Below are 20,030 nucleotides of genomic sequence, written 5' to 3'. Positions count from 1 at the left end.
TATTTTAAAAAAAGATGATTATTTTATATAAAAACTGAAAAAATGTTAACAACAAATTTTACCGAATAATGGTTTTTTTGATTTTGCTAATTATTTTTGCCTAGTAATTCATTTTCAAACGTTTTAATAAGATTTTAAGAATGTCCACATTAAGATTTCATGCCATAAAAGAATCACTTGCTTACAAGCCCGGTTTTATTGAGGAAAAGGAAAGACGCTCCGATTTATTTGGAAAAAATGTTTTCAATGAAAACGCTATGCGCCAATATTTGACTAAAGATGCTTTTGTAGGCGTGATGAGTGCTGTTCAATATGGGAAGAAGATTGATAGGACCATTGCTGACCAAGTGGCATCGTCAATGAAAGACTGGGCGCTTTCAAAGGGTGTGACCCATTATACACATTGGTTTCAGCCTCTTACAGGAGCAACGGCAGAAAAGCATGATGCCTTTTTTGAGACCTTATCGGAGGGCATGGCTATTGAGAAATTTGGAGGGGGTCAATTGGTGCAGCAAGAACCCGATGCATCAAGTTTCCCTAGTGGAGGTATTCGTAATACCTTTGAAGCCAGAGGTTACACGGCTTGGGACCCAACATCTCCAGCATTTATTTATGGTACTACGCTTTGTATTCCAACTATTTTCGTTGCATATACAGGGGAAGCTTTAGATTATAAAACACCATTGTTAAGAGCATTGCATGCCGTTGACGATGCGGCAACCGAGGTTTGTAGGTATTTTGATAAAAATGTAAAAAAAGTAACTTCATCTTTGGGCTGGGAGCAGGAATATTTTTTGGTTGACAAATTGTTGGCGGCCAGTCGTCCAGATATTACGTTAACAGGTAGAACGTTGTTGGGCCATTCTGCAGCCAAGGGACAACAATTGGACGATCATTATTTTGGTTCAATTCCGAGTAGGGCATTAAATTTTATGCGTGATTTGGAAACTGAATGTATGCTCTTAGGTATTCCTGTTAAGACTAGGCATAATGAGGTGGCTCCAAACCAGTTTGAAGTGGCTCCAATTTTTGAAGAGGCCAATTTGGCTGTAGACCATAACTCTTTACTGATGGACATTATGGGACGTGTGGCATCACGGCATAATTTTAAGGTGCTGCTTCACGAAAAACCTTTTGCCGGTATAAATGGTTCTGGTAAACACAACAACTGGTCGCTTTCAACAGACACTGGTGTCAACCTTTTGGCGCCAGGAAAAACACCAATGAGCAACCTTCAGTTTTTGACTTTTTTTATAAATACCATTAAGGCGGTTCATCAGCATGAAGCGCTTTTAAGGGCGGCCATTGCATCTGCGAGTAACGACCACAGGTTGGGCGCCAATGAAGCGCCTCCAGGAATAATTTCGGTTTTTATAGGTGAGCAACTTACCAAGGTTTTAGAGGAGTTGGAAGGTGTTACAAAAGGTAAATTATCACCTCAAGAAAAGACAGAATTAAAGCTTAATGTTGTTGGTAAAATTCCAGACGTGTTGTTGGATAATACAGATAGAAACCGAACTTCTCCATTTGCATTTACAGGTAATAAATTTGAATTTAGGGCAGTGGGCTCCATGGCTAATTGTGGAAATCCTATGACGGTTTTAAACACCATCGTGGCCAAACAATTAAAAGATTTTAAGGTTGAAGTTGATGTCTTAATAGATAAAAAAGGTCTTAAGAAAGATGAAGCCGTGTTTAATGTTTTGCGCGAATACATTAAATCTACCAAAGATATTTTGTTTGAGGGCAATGGTTATGGAAAAGAATGGGAGGATGAAGCAAAAAAAAGAGGTTTGAGTAATAATAAAACAACGCCCGAAGCACTAAAAGCTAGGGTTTCAGAGCAAACCATAAAGCTGTTCGAGGAAATGAACGTTATGAGCAAAATTGAAACCAAGGCGCGTTACGAAATTGAGATTGAAGCCTATAGCATGCATATTCAAATAGAAAGTAGGGTGTTGGGCGATATTGCAAGAAATCACATTGTGCCAACGGCCGTTAAATATCAAAATGTGTTAATTGAAAACGTTAGAGGGTTAAAGGAAATATTCGATAAAAAATTCGATGCTGTTTCTAAAGAACAGGTAAAATTGATTGAGGAAATTTCAAACCACATAGAGGGCATCAATGCCAATGTTACCAAAATGATTGACGAAAGACGAAAAGCAAATACTATTGAAGATTTAGAGAAAAGGGCGGTTGCTTATTGCAATAAAGTGAAAACCTTGTTTGGTGATATCCGTTATCATTGCGACAAGCTTGAGCTTTTGGTAGACGATGAACTTTGGCCATTAACAAAATACAGAGAACTGTTATTTACACGATAGTGTTTAAAACTTCTAAAAATCCTGCTTTAAAAAATGCGGGATTTTTTGTTTCAAAGGAGTAAATTTGCGGCAGAATAAAATATTATGAGTCAAGAAGTTTCAAAACGATATGCCCAACGTGGGGTTTCGGCATCAAAAGAGGATGTTCACAATGCCATTAAGAACATTGATAAAGGATTGTTTCCAAATGCATTCTGCAAAATTGTTCCGGATTATTTAACAAATAACGAGGATTATTGTTTGGTGATGCATGCCGACGGTGCTGGAACAAAGTCTTCTTTGGCCTACATGTATTGGAAAGAAACCGGAGATGTTTCGGTATGGAAAGGCATTGCACAGGATGCTTTGATAATGAATATAGATGATTTGCTTTGTGTTGGTGCAACCGATAATATTATGCTGTCATCAACAATTGGTAGAAACAAAAATTTAATTCCTGGTGAAGTTATTTCGGCGATTATCAACGGAACGGAAGAGTTGATTTCAGAGTTAAAAAATTATGGTGTAACCATTCATTCCACCGGTGGCGAAACAGCTGATGTTGGCGATTTGGTAAGAACCATTATTGTTGATTCCACTGTAACGGCCAGAATGAAACGCAGCGATGTAATTGACAATGCCAATATTCAAGCAGGCGATGTTATAGTTGGACTTGAAAGTTTTGGGCAAGCTTCTTATGAAAAGGAATACAACGGTGGTATGGGCAGTAATGGATTGACTTCCGCCCGGCACGATGTGTTCAGTAAATATTTGGCCGAAAAATATCCAGAAAGTTTTGATGCTTCTGTACCAGAGGAATTGGTGTATTCAGGAGGTGTAAAATTGACTGATGCTGTTGATGGCTCGCCAATAGACGCTGGGAAATTGGTGCTGTCACCAACTAGAACTTATGCGCCCATTATCAAGAAAATCTTGTCAGAATTTGATAGTGAAACCATTCATGGTATGGTGCATTGTTCAGGTGGAGCGCAAACTAAAATTCTTCACTTTGTAGATGAATTTCACATTATAAAGGACAATATGCTTCCAATTCCCCCGCTGTTCAAACTAATACAAAAACAAAGCAAAACCGATTGGAAAGAAATGTACCAAGTGTTTAATTGCGGGCACAGAATGGAGCTTTATGTGAAACCAGAAATTGCTGAGAAAATAATCGAAATATCTAAGTCCTTTAACGTAGGTGCAAAAATTATTGGTAGGGTTGAAGCATCAAAAATCAAAAAGCTTACAATAAAATCGGAGTTTGGTGAGTTTAGTTACTAATTATTTGTGTTTTTCGATAAAGTGGAACGATTATTGATAAAAACGTAATTTTTTATACAAACCAACATGTTATGAGATATCCTATTTTGTTCTTTGCTTACTTTATTTGTAATGTCGCTTTTGCGCAGCCCGACTCGCTCTTCATTAAAAAGGTTCAGGAAAAATATGAAGGGCCTCAATGGATCCAAAAAAACAAGGTCTCTCTGGATTTAAGTGAAGTTGCCTTTGTTAATTGGAATTCAGGTGGTACAAATTCGATTTCTGGACTTTTAGGTTTTGAGACTTCTGCAAATTACTCGGATAAATTTTTTGCTTGGAGAAACAATGCAACTATTCAGTATGGCGTTAACAAGCAACAAGACAAGGAAATTCGAAAGACTGATGATTTACTGGAAGTAAATTCAAACCTCGGATATAAACCTGAAGCCAAGTCCAATTGGTTTTATTCTGCCCGGCTTAATTTTAGAACGCAATTAACAAATGGTTATAAGTATCCAAATACTGATGAGCCAATTTCGCGATTAATGGCTCCCGGTTATTTGTTTTTTGGTGGTGGAATGGAATATGGTAAGGATATCGAGCGCGTATCCTTGTATTTTTCACCTTTGACTTTAAAGGCCACTTTTGTTTTAGACAAAGATTTGGCGAATGCAGGTGCGTTTGGTGTTAAACCTGCAGTTTTGGATTTGTACGGAAATATAATAATACCGGGCGAGCGTGTTAGGAGGGAAGTAGGTATTTTGCTTACCAATAGTTATGAAATGGAGGTAGCTGAAAATATCAATGTAAAAAATCAATTAAGCCTGTATTCGGATTATATAAATAATTTTGGAAATGTTGATGTGGATTGGCGATTGGATTTCGATTTTAAAGTGAATCAATTTGTAAGAGCTAGTTTTGGTTCCCACATAAGATATGATGACGATATCAAGACCAAAAAGCCATCTGAAATTGAAGGGGAGTTTGATGAAGCTGGAGCCAAATTGCAGTGGAAACAAATGCTTGGTGTTGGTGTTGCCGTAGATTTTTAGAAGATTACTTCTGTTAGAAAAATTTGTTAACTTTTTGATGTTGATAAATTTTTAAATAACTGTAAATCAAATATATAAACTATTTAAGCTGCAAACTTTATGATTTTTGTCATATTTTAAATTGTATATTTATGGTTTATTTATATCCATAATTAACTAAAAATATACTAACTGACTCATGAATGCAGAACTAGCCCAAACTTCCCTCAAAACCTTCACTCAAGAACAAGCTTTTGAAGCTACCCTGAAATATTTTAAGAATGACGATTTAGCCGCTCGTGTATGGTTAAATAAATATGCCCTAAAAGATTCCCACGGAAATATTTATGAACTTACCCCAAACGATATGCATAGGCGTATCGCAAAGGAAATTGCTCGAATAGAAACTAAATATGCAAATCCGTTTACTGAGGATGAAATTTTTGATTTGATTAAAGATTTCAAATACATCGTTCCACAAGGTAGCCCCATGGCTGGAATTGGCAATCCTTTTCAAATTGCATCGCTCTCAAACTGTTTTGTTATTGGTAATTCTGGTGAATCGGATTCTTATGGTGGCATCATGAAAATTGACCAAGAACAAGTACAACTTATGAAACGTCGTGGTGGTGTTGGACATGATTTGTCGCATATACGCCCCAAAGGTTCTCCGGTTAAAAATTCAGCATTAACGTCAACGGGTATTGTGCCTTTTATGGAGCGCTATTCCAATTCAACCAGAGAGGTGGCTCAAGACGGGCGTCGTGGAGCTTTAATGTTGTCGGTTTCCATAAATCATCCCGATTCAGAGGATTTTATTAATGCCAAGCTAGAACAGGGGAAGGTTACTGGTGCAAATGTTTCGGTTCGTATTGATGATGAATTTATGAAGGCCGTTAAAAATGGCGGCAAGTATGTTCAAAAATATCCCATTTTTAGTGATAACCCGAAGGTTTCAAAATCTATTGAAGCTACGGCACTATGGAAAAAAATTGTGCACAACGCATGGAAATCCGCCGAACCTGGGATTTTATTTTGGGATACTATTATAAATGAATCTATTCCAGATTGCTATGCCAATTTGGGGTACAAAACCGTGTCTACAAACCCATGTGGTGAGATTCCTTTATGTCCTTACGATTCCTGCAGGTTGTTGGCCATTAATTTATTTTCCTATGTAGAAAACCCGTTTGCAAAAAAGGCTTCTTTCAATTTTGATTTGTTCAAAAAACATGTGGCTGCTGCACAGCGTTTCATGGATGATATTATTGATTTGGAATTAGAAAAAATTGATAAAATCCTAAAAAAGATTGATGAAGACCCTGAGTTGGATGAGGTTAAATCAACTGAGAAAAATTTATGGCTCAATATCCAAAGAAAAGCCCAAGAAGGGCGCAGAACAGGTGTTGGTATTACAGGAGAAGGCGATATGTTGGCAGCTTTGGGTATTCAATATGGCAGTAAAAAAGGAAATGAATTTTCGTTGGAAGTTCATAAAACCATCGCCATTGAAGCCTACCGTTCTTCGGTTCATTTGGCCAAGGAACGGGGCTCATTTTCAATTTATGAAGCTGAGCGCGAAAAAAATAATCCGTTTATCATTAGATTAAAAGAAGCCGATAGCAAGTTGTACTATGAAATGTTGGAATATGGCAGACGTAATATTGCACTATTGACTATTGCCCCAACAGGCACCACTAGTTTAATGACACAAACCACATCGGGTATTGAACCCGTGTTTATGCCTGTCTACAAACGAAGAAGAAAGGTAAACCCAAACGACAAAGATGTTCGAATAGATTTTGTTGATGAAGTTGGCGATTCTTGGGAGGAATATGTTGTGTTCCACCATCGTTTTAAACAATGGATGGAGGTGAATAATATAGATACTTCAATCAACTATTCGCAAGAGGAAATTGATAAACTCATCAAAAAGTCACCATATTACAAAGCCACATCCAATGATGTGGATTGGTTGAGCAAAGTAAGCATGCAAGGAGCTATTCAAAAATGGGTGGATCATTCCATAAGCGTAACCATTAATTTGCCCAACGATGTTTCTGAAGAATTGGTTGGTGATTTGTACTTAAAAGCTTGGGAAGTTGGCTGCAAAGGAGTTACGGTTTATAGAGATGGGTCCCGTTCGGGCGTGCTTATTTCTAATGATGAAAAAAAGGAAGAGGCTGGTGATGATAAATTGACTACATTCCCGATTAAACGTCCACAGGTTTTGGAGGCCGACGTGGTTCGTTTTCAAAACAACAAGGAAAAATGGATTGCATTTATAGGGTTAATTGATGGAAAACCATACGAAGTTTTTACAGGGCTTGCCGATGATGAGGATGGTATCCTCATTCCGAGATGGGCAAATACGGGGTTGATCATTAAAAACAGAAACGAAGACGGAATCTCACGTTACGATTTTCAGTATAAAAATAAAAGAGGTTATAAAACCACGATAGAGGGGCTTTCACATAAGTTCAATCCGGAGTTTTGGAATTATGCTAAGCTGATTTCCAGTACATTGCGACATGGTATGCCAATTGATAAAATTGTAGATTTGATTAACAGTTTGCAGTTGGATAGCGAGTCAATAAACACTTGGAAAAATGGTGTGGTGCGGGCATTAAAACGTTATGTGGCCGATGGCACGCAAGCAAAAGGCCAGAAGTGTGATAACTGTAAATCCCAAAATTTAATTTATCAAGAAGGTTGTTTAACCTGTAAAGATTGTGGGTCTTCTAAATGTGGTTAGAAATACTAACATAAAATAAAAAAGGGAAGCTACATGCTTCCCTTTTTTATACAAACTCTAAAAGCAATAGAACAAAAGGTAAGCTTAAACAAGTATCTATAATAAACATCAAGCCAAATAGTTTTAAAGACGGGATTTCTGATTTTGAAAGGAATTCAAATTTCTTTTTACAGGTGTTTCATCCAATAAGTGCCATAACGTAATCAGCCAAAGAAATTTTATAAACAGAATATTGATGGCATTCAAGTTTAAAAAACATAAGAGCATATTAAGTACAAACGACCAAATGATAAGCGGCCTCTAAAAACCGAATATGTAAAACAGTTGTTGCATAGCTAATTATAATAACGTTGCGCAATCCAGAATATTTTTAATCAATGCTTTATAACCCTTTATTCAAGCATTGAAAATTCATAAATTATCGTATTTTTGAATCCCAATAAAAAGGCAGATGTTAGAGAAATTACAAATAGTAAAACAGCGGTTTGATGAGGTTAGCGATTTAATCATTCAGCCTGCTATTATTTCAGATCAGCAACGATATATTGCATTAAATAAAGAATACAAAGACTTGCGCGTGTTGATGGACAAGCGTGACCAATATATTGAGCTTAGCAATAATTTGGCTGAGGCGGAGGAAATTATTGAAGAAGGCAGTGATGGGGAAATGGTTGAAATGGCTAAAATGCAGTATGAGGAAGTCAAAGAAAAAATTCCGTTGTTAGAAGAGGAAATCCGTTTTCTTTTGATTCCCAAAGATCCTGAAGATTCCAAAAATGCGGTTGTAGAAGTACGAGCTGGAACCGGTGGTGATGAAGCCAGTATTTTTGCGGGTGATTTATATAGAATGTACACCAAATATTGTGAAGGTAGAGGTTGGAAAGTGGAATTAATGGACTTTAATGAAGGTACATCAGGCGGTTTTAAGGAAATTATTTTTGAAGTCTCCGGTGAAGATGTTTATGGAACCCTGAAATTTGAAGCGGGTGTGCATCGTGTACAACGTGTGCCACAAACAGAAACACAAGGCCGTGTGCATACTAGTGCCGCATCGGTAATTGTGCTTCCAGAAGCCGAAGAATTTGATGTGGAACTGGACATGAGTGAAGTTAGGATTGAAAGAACAACTTCTACAGGTCCAGGAGGGCAGTCGGTAAATACAACCTATTCGGCCATTAAGCTGCACCATGAACCAACAGGAATGATTGTAAGCTGCCAAGACCAAAAATCGTCGCACAAAAATCTTGAAAAAGCGTTAAAGGTATTGCGATCTCGATTATATGAAATGGAGTTGGCAAAAAAGGAAGCAGCAGATTCAGCAAAGCGTAAAAGCATGGTGTCTACGGGTGATAGAAGTGCAAAAATTAGAACCTACAATTATCCGCAAGGAAGGGTCACTGATCATAGAATTGGTCTAACGCTTTATGATTTGCAAAACATTGTAAACGGTGATATCCAAAAAATAATTGACGAATTGCAACTAGCTGAAAATACTGAGAAGTTGAAGGCTGACGGTGATTTGATTTAATCTTTATAAATGACCAAAAGCCAATTAATTGATCAAATCAAAAAAAAGAAATCTTTTCTTTGTATCGGATTGGATGTAGATTTGACCAAAATCCCAAAGCATCTTTTAAAAGAAGAAGACCCCATTTTTGCGTTCAACAAAGCCATTATTGATACCACGCATCATCTGTGCGTAGCTTATAAGCCCAATACCGCATTTTATGAAGCTTATGGTTTAAAAGGCTGGAAGTCACTTGAAAAAACCATTAATTATTTAAACGAAAATCATCCCGAAATATTTACTATAGCAGATGCTAAAAGAGGTGATATTGGTAATACAAGCAGTATGTACGCCAAAGCTTTTTTTGAAGATTTGGCTTTCGATTCAGTTACCGTGGCACCTTATATGGGCAAGGATTCAGTGGAACCATTTTTAGATTTCAAAAACAAGCATACCATACTTTTGGCCTTGACATCCAATCAAGGGGCTTTTGATTTTCAGACTAAAACAATAGAGGGAAAAGAACTTTACAAGCATGTTTTGGAAACGTCAAAATCATGGAAAAATGCCGAAAATTTGATGTATGTTGTGGGAGCAACAAAAGCAGAATACTTGGCTGAAATTCGGAGAATTATTCCTGAAAGTTTTCTATTGGTGCCGGGTGTCGGTGCCCAAGGTGGTAATTTACATGATGTTTGCAAATATGGAATGAGTAGCAATATTGGGTTACTTATAAACTCATCGAGAGGTATAATTTACGCATCCGATGGTTTGGATTTCGCTGAGGCAGCAGCAAAAAAAGCTGAAGAACTTCAAAAAGAAATGGCTTTAGAGTTGGCGTGTTAAAATAGGGCACAACCCATTTGTCCAAATGAAGATTTAGATTTTATTTGTGTTTTTTTCGAATGTGATGTAATCAATGATTTGTTCACACCTAAACAATTTTAAGCCTTCCGTGCAAATCTTTTGAATAATCAACTTTTGTAGTATCGTCTACAAAGTTTGCAATTCTTTTTTCAAAATCTCTTAAACTAGTCAACTTGTTGTGATTGGGCTTAATTCTGCCCACTTTGCAAAAATGTGTATTCATAACGTTCTTTTTTATATAAATAAAATACGTTTAAACTCTTGGTTTAGACGTTATTGCAATGTTAAGTAATTGTGAAAAATTAAATTACGGGCTCCTGCTGGTCTCTGTACAGATATTTTAACCTGTTTAGCTTGTTGAGCAATTTTATGGCCTTATATTCAGAAATGTCACTTAAGGCTGAATCTGTTTGCCTAAAATTATAAGCCTGTTCAACCAACGACCGGTACTGCGCGTACAATTTGGCCTGATGAGATTTTATTTGGTCCAATCTTTTCATTAGTGGTTGAATAGCAAGTATTTAAAGATACATTTTTTTTCTTAAAAATAAATGGTTGGATAGCTTATTTTTCTTCAAAAAAACCAAGTATGAGGGTTGCTGTTGACGGGAAAACTATTGAAAATGAAAATGACATTGCAATAGCTATTGATGAGATGAATAAAAAAACCGAATAATTTCTATTCGATTTTTTCAAATTGATTTTTTCAGAATTTAATCTTGAAGAGCAAAAACTTTCCTAAGCAAATCTGTGGTTCGCGAAGATAGCTTTGTCCGTATTTCCTTTTCTTCAACGGCAATCATGGTATAAACACCTTTTAATGCTTCACCTGTAACATAGTCTGTCAGGTCTGGATTTACATCATTTGTAAATGGGATGCTGTTGTATTTATTAATTAGGTTGTTCCAAATTTCGTCCGCACCAACCTTACTAAATGAGTTTTTAATCACAGGGTTAAACTTGTTGTACAATGCCGTTTGGGTTTTGGAAGTTAAGTATTGTGTTGCAGCATCATCGTTTCCTAAAAGAATGTTTTTTGCATCTGCAAAGGTTATGCCCTTTACGGCATCAACAAAAATAGGGGTGGCTTCCTTAACGGCATCTTCAGCTGCTCTATTCAGTAATTTTAGTCCTTCGTCAGCTAAATTGCTTAAACCAATGTCTCTTAGTCCTTTGTCAACTTTTTGAAGTTCCTCGGGAAGAAGGATTTTTACCAATTCATTTTTGTAAAACCCATCCTGCTGTGTGAGTTTGGTAACTTGTTTGTCAATGCCAAAATCTAAAGCTTGACGCAAACCAGATGCTATTTGGTCGTTTCCAATAGTTTCTCCCTGAGGCAATTGATTAACAACTTGCTGAAGTTCCGCACAGGCAGTTAGGTTGAGTATAAAAAATACGGCTAAGAATTTACGGATCATGATTTTGGGCTTTTATTTGTGTAAAAATAGGCAGAATTTTATGAAAAAATAACCGTCTTGTTATTGTATACCATAACTTTTCTGTTAGCATGCAGTTTAACGGCATTTGCCAGTACTATTTTCTCTAAATCGCGCCCCTTGGTAATTAAATCTGAAATGGAATGCGCATGTGTAACACGCGTAACATCTTGCTCAATAATAGGGCCTGCATCCAATTCTTCGGTTACGTAATGGCTGGTCGCACCTATAATCTTAACACCTCGTTTATAGGCAGAGTGGTAAGGCTTGGCGCCAACAAAGGCAGGTAAAAAGGAATGGTGAATATTGATGATTTTATTGGGGTATTTACTAATTAACTTTTCAGAAACGATTTGCATATATCTTGCAAGCACGATAAAGTCGATATTGTATTTGTCCAAAAGTTCTAATTGGGAGTTTTCAGCTTTTTCCTTGGTGTCCTTGGTCACGGGAATATGGTAAAAAGGAATTTTGAAGCTATCGGCAATTGGCTTCAAATCCATATGGTTGCTAATTATAAAAGGGATTTCTAAATTAAGTTCGCCCGAATTATAACGCCCTAATAAATCGTAAAGGCAATGGTCGTATTTTGAAATAAATAGAGCCATTTTTGGCTTTTTTTCAGACGAATAAATACGCCATTTCATTTTAAACTTTTCAGCTATATCATTTTTGAAAGCAGATTTAAATTCAACCGTATCAAAAGAATTTGATCCAAATTCGCTTTCCAACCTCATAAAGAAGATATTTTGCTCTCGGTCTACATGCTGATCTATATAAACAATATTGCCACCATTATGGGCGATAAAATTAGTAACGGAAGCAATGATGTTTGGTCGGTCTTTACAATGTATTAAAATGGTGATTTTATTCATGAAACTCCTCATATTTAGAGGCTAAAAATAGCATAAAAATAATTTACCATGGAATTGGAGGAAAGATTTTAGATAATTTCACGTAAACGCCTTATTTTTTTGAATATTTATTAAATTGCATAAGAGAAAATCAATTTTTTTTAAGAATGAACCAACCTTCGCCTTATAAACCAAAAAACCATATCCGAATAGTTACTGCGGCTTCACTTTTTGATGGGCATGATGCCTCCATTAACATTATGCGACGCATTATTCAGGCTACTGGCGTTGAGGTAATCCATTTAGGGCATGACAGAAGTGTGGAGGAAGTTGTAAATACGGCTATACAGGAAGATGTTAATGCCATTTGTTTGACCAGTTATCAAGGAGGGCATAACGAATATTTTAAGTATATGTTCGACCTTTTGCAGGAAAAAGGAGCAGGGCATATTAAAATTTTTGGTGGTGGTGGCGGTGTTATTTTGCCATCTGAAATTAAGGATTTGATGGATTATGGTATTTCCCGAATTTATTCGCCTGACGATGGTCGAGAAATGGGTTTGCAAGGCATGATTAATGATTTGGTGGAGCAGTCGGATAACCAAAGCCCATCCCTGACACTTCCCGAAGGTAAGGGAATTGGAGAATCTTTAAGAGATAAAGACGTAAATACCATAGCTAGATTAATTTCCCTGGCAGAAAACAGACCCGAAGAATTTAAGGATATATTTTCAAGCTTAAGTAAGGATTCCTTCCCATCGGGTAGTTTGGGAGGGGCTTTGGTTCTTGGTATAACGGGCACTGGTGGTGCTGGTAAGTCGAGTTTGGTTGATGAATTGGTAAGACGTTTTTTAAATGATTTCCCTGAAAAAACGGTTGGTATTATTTCCGTTGACCCCTCAAAGCGTAAAACAGGAGGAGCCCTTTTGGGGGATAGAATCCGGATGAATGCCATTAACAATCCACGGGTTTATATGCGCAGTTTGGCTACACGCCAGTCTAATTTGGCATTGTCAAAATATGTTAGTGAGGCTATTCAGGTTTTAAAAGCTGCCGAATTTGATTTTATAATTTTGGAAACTTCCGGTATTGGTCAATCTGATACCGAAATCATAGAACATTCAAATGTTTCACTTTATGTCATGACCCCAGAATTTGGGGCAGCAACACAATTGGAAAAGATTGATATGCTAGATTTTGCCGATTTGGTGGCCATCAACAAATTTGATAAACGGGGTGCACAGGATGCTTTACGCGATGTGAAAAAGCAGTACATGCGGAACCATAACCTTTGGGATGTTTCGCAAGATGATTTACCTGTTTTTGGAACCATAGCCTCCCAATTTAACGACCCGGGAATGAATGCGCTTTACCAGGCAGTCATTTCAAAATTAAATGAAAAAACAAAATCTAATATAAAATCAACTTCTGCCATTTCAAATGAAATGAGTGAAAAGATTTATGTCATTCCACCATCAAGAACACGGTATTTATCTGAAATAGCGGGAAACAATCGCAATTACAATAAAAAGGTTTTAGAACAAGTTGAAGTCGCCCAAAAGCTTTATGGTATTTACAAAACCATTTGTTCAGTGGGTGATGTTACATCGAGCGCAGTAGAGATGTCTTTTTTAACCAAAAAAGGAATAAATCAAAATGAGATTCTGAATCAAGTTCAGAATGACAGTTCCAAAGAGTTTTTGAGTTTGCTTTTTAAAGAGTTCGATCGCGTAAAATTAAACCTTGACCTTAGAAATTGGGAACTAATTTTGGGTTGGGATGAACAAGTTAATATGTATAAAGAACCAATTTATACATTTAAGGTTCGCGACAAAGAAATAAAAGTTGAAACGCATACGGAGTCACTTTCACACCTCCAAATTCCAAAAGTGGCGTTGCCCAAATATCAAGCTTGGGGTGATGTTTTAAGGTGGTGTCTACAAGAAAATGTACCCGGTGCATTTCCTTATACTGCTGGGTTGTACCCATTTAAAAGAATGGGCGAAGACCCCGCAAGAATGTTTGCTGGAGAGGGCGGCCCAGAGCGCACAAATAAACGTTTTCATTATGTGAGTTCAGGTTTACCGGCCAAACGTTTGTCTACGGCTTTTGATAGCGTTACCCTTTATGGAAACGACCCGGGATATCGCCCCGATATTTACGGAAAAATTGGTAATGCTGGCGTTTCAATATGTTGTTTGGATGATGCCAAAAAATTATATTCAGGATTTAATTTGGCAAATGAATTGACCTCGGTAAGCATGACCATTAATGGGCCAGCGCCCATGCTTTTGGGCTTTTTTATGAATGCGGCCATTGACCAACAATGTGAAATTTACATTAAGGAAAAGGGACTGGAAAAAGAAGTTGAATCAAAAATATCCAAACTTTACAAAGGCAAAGAACGCCCCAAATATAACGGGCAATTGCCCGAAGGAAACAATGGCTTAGGGTTAATGCTTTTAGGGGTTACCGGTGACCAAGTGCTGCCAAAGGCAGTTTATGCTGAAATAAAGAAAAAAACCATTGCCCAAGTGCGGGGTACAGTTCAGGCCGATATTTTAAAAGAAGACCAAGCGCAAAATACATGTATTTTTTCAACGGAATTTGCACTCAGGTTGATGGGAGACATCCAAGAGTATTTTATCGAAAACAATGTTAGGAATTTCTATTCGGTTTCCATTTCTGGTTATCATATTGCCGAGGCTGGGGCAAACCCAATTACGCAATTGGCATTAACGCTTTCCAATGGATTTACATACGTGGAGTATTATTTGAGTCGTGGTATGGACATCAACAAGTTCGGTCCTAATCTTTCGTTCTTTTTCTCCAATGGAATAGATCCCGAATATGCGGTTATTGGTCGTGTGGCTCGAAAAATATGGGCAAAAGCCATGAAGCACAAGTACGGTGCAAACCCGAGGGCCCAAATGCTTAAATATCATATCCAAACTTCGGGAAGAAGTTTGCATGCCCAAGAAATCGATTTTAATGACATCCGCACAACGCTTCAAGCCTTGTATGCCATTTATGATAATTGCAATTCGTTGCACACCAACGCCTACGACGAGGCTATAACAACACCAACCGAGGAGTCCGTTCGAAGAGCCATGGCTATTCAGCTAATCATTAATAAGGAATTGGGACTTGCCAAAAATGAAAACCCCATTCAAGGGTCGTTCATTATTGAAGAATTGACCGATTTGGTAGAGGAAGCGGTGCTTTTAGAGTTTGATCGAATTACCGAACGGGGAGGCGTTTTGGGCGCCATGGAAACCATGTACCAACGCAGTAAAATACAAGAAGAAAGTTTGTATTATGAAACATTGAAGCATAGTGGGAAATTCCCGATTATAGGCGTGAATACATTTTTAAGCAGTAAAGGGTCACCAACCATTTTGCCAGCGGAAGTTATTAGGGCTACCGAGGAAGAAAAGCAATTTCAAATACAAACGCTACAAAATCTTCACGAAAATAACGATACAGAATCAGTGTTAAACGACCTTCGGGAAACGGCCATTAAAAATGAAAATACTTTTGAAGCCTTAATGGAAGTTTGTAAAGTGTGTTCTTTAGGGCAGATAACCCAGGCGCTTTTTGAAGTGGGAGGACAGTATCGCCGAAACATGTAAGTAGGGTTTCTGTTCTTACAATGAATTGCAGGATTTCGCTTTAATTTGTTTATAATCAAGTTTTTGAGGTGTTTTTTATTGATTAATGCTTTTAGGTAAATATGAGCAATTCTATACTGCTTAAACCCTTATTTCATCGTTTTTTTTTACAAATAAAATCCCGTTATGGTTCAATAATAGCCGTTTAACTAATTTGTTTTCTGTTTTTTCTGGATTGCAAACCCGAGGTGTAACTTGGTATTACAGATGCTATTAAAAATTATTGATTAACCCAAGAATTAAAAATTTTTACCTATGGAAACAACACTGAAATACAAATTTAAAAGACGGTCAAAAAACCATTTAGATTGGTTGATAAACATCGTTAAATCTGAAAAGTACTATCTATTGGAAGCCAGTATAGTAGATTTAAAAAATTCGATGCTAACTAGATAATGTTTAAGAAAATAATAATGATATAAAGGCCTTGAGATGTAAATCTTGAGGCTTTTTGTTTAATAGAAACGTAATCAAAGAATATTTTAAGAGTCTTAAAGGAGAGTCTAAATGTTCTTATAAGCTAAGCATCCAAGAGCGCTGAAGTTTTTTGAACTTTTTAAGTTCACTTCTCAAAATTGGCAGGAAATCTTTCCCATTACTGTTAGAGCGCTCTAGTCTATAAGAATTTTTGTAGAGTTTATTGGTAAGGCGTCTTAACGCTGCCAAATGTTTATGCTTTTGGTCGGAATGGCGTTGTAACTCCACATTTAAAATTTCAGGAGCCAACGAAACAGATTGTTGCACAATATCACCAGAGAAATAAATATTATTGTCCTCTGAACCATCTGGTTGCAAGCTAGATAAGTCGTGATTTAAGTAGGTCGATATATTTTGCGACAGAGCAAAAATCTCTAGGGCTTTTTGGTAAATCGGTAATTCCGATAGGTTTGATGGGGTATTATGTAACATATTCTAAACTTTCAAGCAATTTTATCAAAATTAGTCACAAGAAGTGAGATTCAACTTTAGTTTTTAAAGTAAAATTGTATATTTGCTTTAGATTTTAATTATTTAGGTTTAGTTTTCTTTTGAATGAGCATTGATTCGATTAACAGTAAGATTTTAAGATGTTTACAGCAAAATGCTAGGCTTTCCAATGCTGAAATTGGACGCCAAGTTGGCATAAGTTCTCCTGCAGTTTCAGAACGCATTAAAAAGATGGAAGATTTGGGAATTATTGAAGGTTATAAGACGATTGTTTCGCCTTTTGAAATTGGTTATCAATTAAAAGCAATTATCACCTTAAGGGCCTTTATGGGAAAATTAAAGCCCTTTTTGGAAAAAGTAAAAACCTATGAGGAGGTAATTAACTGTTACCGGATTACGGGTGATGAAAATATTGTGATGGAAGTGGTCTTAAAAAACAATAAACATTTGGAGTCGTTTATTGACCAGCTCATTACCTACGGAGAGTCTAAAACACAAATTGTTTTATCGCGAGTGGTGAAACAAAAAGAGGTAATTCCTATAAAGTAATTATTCTTTCAAATCAATGCGCCAAGGTGGATTTTTTCTGTTTTTGCCTGCATAGTAAAGAATGATTTTGTTGCCATCGGGATCTTGCAAATGAGCTTCTCGCCAAAGCCAAGGCTTGTCTTCCGGCAATTGGTTGAAAATCACTTCCTTTTGCTGAAGTTTAGCAACACATTCGTCTAAATGTTCATCTTCAAAATAAATGGTAATACCGTCGCCTTTTGGTAATTCATTCACATGATGGATTGAAAACGTGGAATCGCCATCAGGACATACAAACCTCACGTATTTCGGAATGGCATCAACAATAAGTTTTAACCCTAAAGTTTTGTAAAATTCAGTGGCGTGTTCAACATTTAATGACGGTATGGTTATTTGGTTTAAATTCATTCTTTTATTTTAATCTCTAAATGTTCGGCAATTAGTTTTGCATGAATTCTTGAATTTTCAATAAACCACTTATGGGTTTCTTTACCGCCACAAATTACCCCAGCTAAATAAAGTCCTTCAACATTGGTTTCCATGGTTTCTTTGTTGTACTGGGGAATATGTTTTTCGTCATCCGACAACAAAATTCCGCTACCAATCAATAATTCGAAATTAGGTAAATAACCAGTAAGGGCCACTATATAGTCATTAGGAATATTTATCATCCCATCTGGCGTTTTAATTGTTACTTCTTCTTCTTTTATTTCCGTTATTTCGGAATTGTAGTAGGCTTTTATACTACCTTCCTCAATACGATTTATGATATCTGGCCGTACCCAATATTTGACGCGTTCGCCTATGGTTTCACCTCGAACCACCATCGTAACCCGTCCGCCCTTACGCCATATTTCCAAAGCGGCATCAACGGCAGAATTGCTGGCGCCAACAACAACAATTTCTTGCATGCTGTAGCTATGGGCTTCTTTATAATAGTGGGTAACTTTTGGGAGGTTTTCACCGGGCACGTTCAATAGTTTTGGTATGTCGTAAAACCCGGTACAGATGATGACATATTTTGACGTGTAACTCGATTTGCTAGTAGCAATTTTAAAATGGTCTGTTTCCTTTTTAATAGAAACCACAGTTTCGTATAATTTAATATTCAACTGGTTCGAGTTGGTAACACGTCTGTAATACTCCAATGCTTCATCCCTGTTAGGTTTGGGATTGTTACTAATAAACGGAATTTCGTCTATTTCCAACTTTTCTGAAGTTGAGAAAAAAGTCATGTTTTTTGGGTAATTGAAAAGTGAGTTCGTAAGTGCTCCCTTTTCAATGACTAAATAATCCCAATTTCTTTTTTTACATTCTAAGGCACAGGCAATACCAATGGGACCTCCTCCAATGATTATGACTTCTTTTTTTGTTTTTTCTTTCATCTATTTTTATTGAACTAGATAATTTTTAAATCCAAGGGGTCAGGTTGGCTTTTTCTCTATTTGCTTTCGTTGCATTTAAATACTGCCTCAAACCAAATAACAAAAATACACAAATCGCAGCCAGTAGGGTAATGATATACCAAGTGTTGTCAAACCCCAGTTGGTCAACCAAGCGCATGCCAGCATTGTGGCCAAAAATATGGGCAAATGAAAATGCTATGGAATAGAGAGCCATGTATTCACCTTGATTGCCTTTTTTGGCTCTTTCCAAAGCAAATGCGTTGGAGAACGGGAATGCAATCATTTCACCAAAGGTCATGAGCAACATGCCCAAAATCAATATTCCAGACCAAGAGGTTAAGTTTAGAATAATAAAGCTTCCCCCGGTTAAAATGCCACCAAAAAGCATTAAACCTATTTTGGAAAAACTAGTATTTTCCAGCCATTTTATTAAAGGCATTTCAAAAACAAAGATTAAAAAACCATTTGCTCCTAACAAGATGCCTATCTCAAACTCCGTTAAAAAATGTCCTTCTCTATAATACAAAGGCATGGTTGAAAAATACTGTAAAAACACAATACCGAAAAGCATCATGGCTACAAGAAAAATCAAAAATGCTCTGTCTTGATAAGCCGATTTAGGGTTTTCAACGGTAACATCATCCAATACTTTGGATTTTTTCGGATCTAGAACTGTAATCAATACCAAAGTAGCTAGAATGCACGTTATGCCATCGACCCAAAACAGGCCGCCATAACTTAATGTTGTAATAATAAGCCCACCAATTGCTGGCCCTGCCGAAAACCCCAAATTTATGGCGAGGCGTATCAGCGTGACAGACCGTGTTTTGTTTTCAGGTATGCTATGTGCGCTCAAGGCTACAAACATGGCTGGTCGAAACATATCGGCTACTAACATAACAATCAGGATACCGATACAAAGTGTTTCAAATGTTTTTAAAAACTGTAGAGCAATAAATAGAAATCCAGTTGCCAATAGACTTATGGTCATAACTTTATAATAGCCAATTTTATCGGTTAACTTTCCACCAACCCATGAGCCGACCACAGAACCCAGCCCAAAGGCACTCATTATCCAGCCCACTTCACTTAACGAAAAACTAAGACTTTCGGTTAAGTAAAGTGACAAAAATGGAATAACCATCGTGCCCGCCCTGTTAATAAGTGATATTAACGCCAACCACCACACCTCTACAGATAAGCCTTTAAAGGTGTTTAAATAATTGTTGAATAAAGTTTTCATTCCTCTTTTATCCCTTTTAAATAGGGACTTAATTAAATTAATGGTTTTACTAAAAAACAAAAAGTCCGACGGTGAAGTCGGACTTTTAAATATTGCAATATTTTATATTTATATCACCACAATATATAACAAGCCCAACGTCTTCCGGTATAAGAAGAGGTCCATTGCTTTCTACAAATTGTGACGTTATTACGCATTTTGATTTTTATTATTGAGCTACAAACTTATATAAAATA

Annotated in this window: 16 protein-coding genes; 8 read left to right on the top strand and 8 right to left on the bottom strand. The window is 36.8% G+C overall.

Annotation, left to right across the window (positions count from 1 at the left end; all coding sequences use genetic code 11):
- Positions 1-140 precede the first annotated feature (140 nt).
- The 6 genes from ACB104_RS10100 (at position 141) to pyrF (ending at position 9,708) form a co-directional block, all read left to right on the top strand.
- Positions 141-2,327 carry a glutamine synthetase III family protein gene (locus ACB104_RS10100; RefSeq protein WP_370478404.1) on the top strand — a complete coding sequence of 729 codons (2,187 nt, stop codon included), beginning with the start codon at positions 141-143 and terminating at the stop codon, positions 2,325-2,327.
- 84 nt (positions 2,328-2,411) lie between these two features.
- The gene (locus ACB104_RS10095; protein WP_370478402.1) at positions 2,412-3,590 is read left to right on the top strand and encodes an AIR synthase related protein; all 1,179 of its coding nucleotides are present in this window, start codon (positions 2,412-2,414) and stop codon (positions 3,588-3,590) included.
- A 71-nt stretch (positions 3,591-3,661) separates the two neighbouring features.
- Positions 3,662-4,621, top strand: coding sequence for a DUF3078 domain-containing protein (locus ACB104_RS10090; RefSeq protein WP_370478400.1), 960 nt, complete (start codon positions 3,662-3,664; stop codon positions 4,619-4,621).
- Positions 4,622-4,799: 178 nt separating this feature from the next.
- Positions 4,800-7,355, top strand: a complete 2,556-nt coding sequence (locus ACB104_RS10085) for an adenosylcobalamin-dependent ribonucleoside-diphosphate reductase (protein ID WP_370478398.1) — start codon at positions 4,800-4,802, stop codon at positions 7,353-7,355.
- Between the two features lie 451 nt (positions 7,356-7,806).
- On the top strand, positions 7,807-8,883 hold the full coding sequence (gene prfA, locus ACB104_RS10080; protein WP_370478396.1) for a peptide chain release factor 1: 1,077 nt from the start codon (positions 7,807-7,809) through the stop codon (positions 8,881-8,883).
- A gap of 9 nt (positions 8,884-8,892) precedes the next feature.
- Complete coding sequence (gene pyrF, locus ACB104_RS10075) at positions 8,893-9,708, top strand: orotidine-5'-phosphate decarboxylase (protein WP_370478394.1); 816 nt, start codon at positions 8,893-8,895, stop codon at positions 9,706-9,708.
- Between the two features lie 88 nt (positions 9,709-9,796).
- On the opposite strand, the gene ACB104_RS10070 is transcribed toward pyrF, so the two are convergent.
- The 4 genes from ACB104_RS10070 to purU form a co-directional block, all read right to left on the bottom strand.
- Complete coding sequence (locus ACB104_RS10070; protein ID WP_370478393.1) at positions 9,797-9,952, bottom strand: hypothetical protein; 156 nt, start codon at positions 9,950-9,952, stop codon at positions 9,797-9,799.
- A 79-nt stretch (positions 9,953-10,031) separates the two neighbouring features.
- Entirely contained in the window at positions 10,032-10,229 is a 198-nt protein-coding gene (locus ACB104_RS10065) for a Lacal_2735 family protein (RefSeq protein WP_370478392.1), read from the bottom strand.
- A 213-nt stretch (positions 10,230-10,442) separates the two neighbouring features.
- A complete protein-coding gene (locus tag ACB104_RS10060) occupies positions 10,443-11,147 on the bottom strand; it encodes a DUF4197 domain-containing protein (RefSeq protein WP_370478390.1) in 705 nt (234 codons plus the stop codon).
- Positions 11,148-11,185: 38 nt separating this feature from the next.
- A complete protein-coding gene (gene purU / locus ACB104_RS10055; RefSeq protein ID WP_370478388.1) occupies positions 11,186-12,040 on the bottom strand; it encodes a formyltetrahydrofolate deformylase in 855 nt (284 codons plus the stop codon).
- 146 nt (positions 12,041-12,186) lie between these two features.
- Between purU and ACB104_RS10050 the strand changes: the two genes are divergently transcribed.
- Positions 12,187-15,651, top strand: coding sequence for a methylmalonyl-CoA mutase family protein (locus tag ACB104_RS10050; protein WP_370478386.1), 3,465 nt, complete (start codon positions 12,187-12,189; stop codon positions 15,649-15,651).
- A 552-nt stretch (positions 15,652-16,203) separates the two neighbouring features.
- Here the strand turns inward: ACB104_RS10050 and ACB104_RS10045 are convergent.
- On the bottom strand, positions 16,204-16,599 hold the full coding sequence (locus tag ACB104_RS10045) for a hypothetical protein (protein WP_370478384.1): 396 nt from the start codon (positions 16,597-16,599) through the stop codon (positions 16,204-16,206).
- Positions 16,600-16,722: 123 nt separating this feature from the next.
- On the opposite strand from ACB104_RS10045, the gene ACB104_RS10040 reads away from it, so the two are divergent.
- A complete protein-coding gene (locus tag ACB104_RS10040; protein WP_370478382.1) occupies positions 16,723-17,166 on the top strand; it encodes an Lrp/AsnC family transcriptional regulator in 444 nt (147 codons plus the stop codon).
- Here ACB104_RS10040 and ACB104_RS10035 read toward each other — a convergent pair whose 3' ends face one another.
- From ACB104_RS10035 to ACB104_RS10025, 3 genes are read right to left on the bottom strand one after another with little or no spacing between them, the layout of a single operon-like run.
- Positions 17,167-17,553, bottom strand: coding sequence for a VOC family protein (locus ACB104_RS10035; RefSeq protein WP_370478380.1), 387 nt, complete (start codon positions 17,551-17,553; stop codon positions 17,167-17,169).
- Positions 17,550-18,530 carry a YpdA family putative bacillithiol disulfide reductase gene (locus ACB104_RS10030; RefSeq protein WP_370478378.1) on the bottom strand — a complete coding sequence of 327 codons (981 nt, stop codon included), beginning with the start codon at positions 18,528-18,530 and terminating at the stop codon, positions 17,550-17,552. Before ACB104_RS10030 ends, ACB104_RS10035 begins: the two co-directional genes overlap by 4 nt.
- Before the next feature lie 25 nt (positions 18,531-18,555).
- Positions 18,556-19,794, bottom strand: a complete 1,239-nt coding sequence (locus tag ACB104_RS10025; RefSeq protein ID WP_370478376.1) for an MDR family MFS transporter — start codon at positions 19,792-19,794, stop codon at positions 18,556-18,558.
- Positions 19,795-20,030: the final 236 nt, after the last annotated feature.

Source organism: Tamlana flava (assembly GCF_041287255.1).
Lineage (GTDB): Bacteria > Bacteroidota > Bacteroidia > Flavobacteriales > Flavobacteriaceae > Tamlana > Tamlana flava.
This window is presented reverse-complemented; position numbering and strand designations above follow the sequence as displayed.

What these genes read in the sequence shown, in the direction of transcription:
- ACB104_RS10050 (WP_370478386.1), top strand. Translation starts at nt 12,187, where the DNA reads ATGAACCAACCTTCGCCTTATAAACCAAAAAACCATATCCGAATAGTT.
- ACB104_RS10025 (WP_370478376.1), bottom strand. Translation starts at nt 19,794, where the DNA reads ATGAAAACTTTATTCAACAATTATTTAAACACCTTTAAAGGCTTATCT.
- ACB104_RS10030 (WP_370478378.1), bottom strand. Translation starts at nt 18,530, where the DNA reads ATGAAAGAAAAAACAAAAAAAGAAGTCATAATCATTGGAGGAGGTCCC.
- ACB104_RS10065 (WP_370478392.1), bottom strand. Translation starts at nt 10,229, where the DNA reads ATGAAAAGATTGGACCAAATAAAATCTCATCAGGCCAAATTGTACGCG.
- pyrF (WP_370478394.1), top strand. Translation starts at nt 8,893, where the DNA reads ATGACCAAAAGCCAATTAATTGATCAAATCAAAAAAAAGAAATCTTTT.
- ACB104_RS10070 (WP_370478393.1), bottom strand. Translation starts at nt 9,952, where the DNA reads ATGAATACACATTTTTGCAAAGTGGGCAGAATTAAGCCCAATCACAAC.
- ACB104_RS10060 (WP_370478390.1), bottom strand. Translation starts at nt 11,147, where the DNA reads ATGATCCGTAAATTCTTAGCCGTATTTTTTATACTCAACCTAACTGCC.
- purU (WP_370478388.1), bottom strand. Translation starts at nt 12,040, where the DNA reads ATGAATAAAATCACCATTTTAATACATTGTAAAGACCGACCAAACATC.
- ACB104_RS10035 (WP_370478380.1), bottom strand. Translation starts at nt 17,553, where the DNA reads ATGAATTTAAACCAAATAACCATACCGTCATTAAATGTTGAACACGCC.
- ACB104_RS10090 (WP_370478400.1), top strand. Translation starts at nt 3,662, where the DNA reads ATGAGATATCCTATTTTGTTCTTTGCTTACTTTATTTGTAATGTCGCT.
- ACB104_RS10100 (WP_370478404.1), top strand. Translation starts at nt 141, where the DNA reads ATGTCCACATTAAGATTTCATGCCATAAAAGAATCACTTGCTTACAAG.
- prfA (WP_370478396.1), top strand. Translation starts at nt 7,807, where the DNA reads ATGTTAGAGAAATTACAAATAGTAAAACAGCGGTTTGATGAGGTTAGC.
- ACB104_RS10095 (WP_370478402.1), top strand. Translation starts at nt 2,412, where the DNA reads ATGAGTCAAGAAGTTTCAAAACGATATGCCCAACGTGGGGTTTCGGCA.
- ACB104_RS10045 (WP_370478384.1), bottom strand. Translation starts at nt 16,599, where the DNA reads ATGTTACATAATACCCCATCAAACCTATCGGAATTACCGATTTACCAA.
- ACB104_RS10085 (WP_370478398.1), top strand. Translation starts at nt 4,800, where the DNA reads ATGAATGCAGAACTAGCCCAAACTTCCCTCAAAACCTTCACTCAAGAA.
- ACB104_RS10040 (WP_370478382.1), top strand. Translation starts at nt 16,723, where the DNA reads ATGAGCATTGATTCGATTAACAGTAAGATTTTAAGATGTTTACAGCAA.